Raw genomic sequence first — 902 nt, forward strand, 5'->3', positions numbered from 1 at the left:
CAACGCTTCAGACCATCACTGCCCTGATCGGCCATGGCCTGGCTCATCAGCCCCAGCCATGCCTGCTGTTGCAGATCGAGGCGATGGGCTTCATCACCCAACTGAATCTTCTCCATTGCAGGCAGAATATCCAGCAATGCGCCCCAGGCATGGGTACGCAGATAAGCCTGTTCAGCCAGACGCAGGACTTCAGGGTGGCGTGGCGCAATCTCCAGCAGACGATCAATACCGTGGCGTGCGGCGTGATCTTCATTACGTGCCAGTTGAATACGTACACGGGTGATCTCTACGGGCAGCGGGTCACCGTTATTTAATTCGGTAGCACGTTCCAGATGTTGATTGGCACGTATCTCGTCACCGCGTTGTTGTGCAGCTTCGGCGGCCAGCAGATAGTTCACCATCGGTTGTTCAGCGTGGTCGGCATTACGTGACAGCAGTTTCTCAACCTGCTGATAATCACCTTCAGCCAGTTTGATCAACGCCGCATTCGTATGCTTATGCGCGCTGCGACGTTTGCGGCCGCTAAACCAGCCGCGGGTGCGTACCCCCGTACGGAAGAGACGGCGGAGCAGCCATTCGATAGCCAAAATCACTATCAGCGTCAGGATCAACATGATCACCAGTGCAGTCACACTGGTTTTGATATCCCAGTTGTCGGTCTGGATCAGCACAAAGCCCTGATGGCCCGCAATCACGGGGCCCAGCACAATACCGGCAATTAACAGCAGGAACAGCAGAAGTACTTTCAACATCATTATTCTCCCTGCTGCTGAGACGAAGCTGATGGTGCGGCTGGCTGTGCCAGCAGGTTACGCACGCGTGTCTCCATCAATTTATCCAGCAGTGGCTGACTTTGCAGCGCTTCCGGAACATCCATTGATACGCTCTGCTGGCTCAGCTCA

The 902-nt window shown here is 55.1% G+C and carries 2 protein-coding genes; both read right to left on the minus strand.

Annotation, left to right across the window (positions count from 1 at the left end):
• A partial coding sequence (locus WH277_RS00525) for a heme biosynthesis HemY N-terminal domain-containing protein (RefSeq protein WP_339503746.1) occupies positions 1 to 752 on the minus strand: 752 nt, incomplete at its 3' end.
• 2 nt (positions 753 to 754) lie between these two features.
• Positions 755 to 902, minus strand: a 148-nt coding sequence (locus WH277_RS00530; protein WP_339503748.1) for a uroporphyrinogen-III C-methyltransferase, incomplete at its 5' end; no start/stop codon positions are given.

It is taken from the genome of Erwinia sp. MYb416 (genome assembly GCF_037479575.1).
GTDB classification, from domain to species: Bacteria; Pseudomonadota; Gammaproteobacteria; order Enterobacterales; family Enterobacteriaceae; genus Erwinia; species Erwinia rhapontici.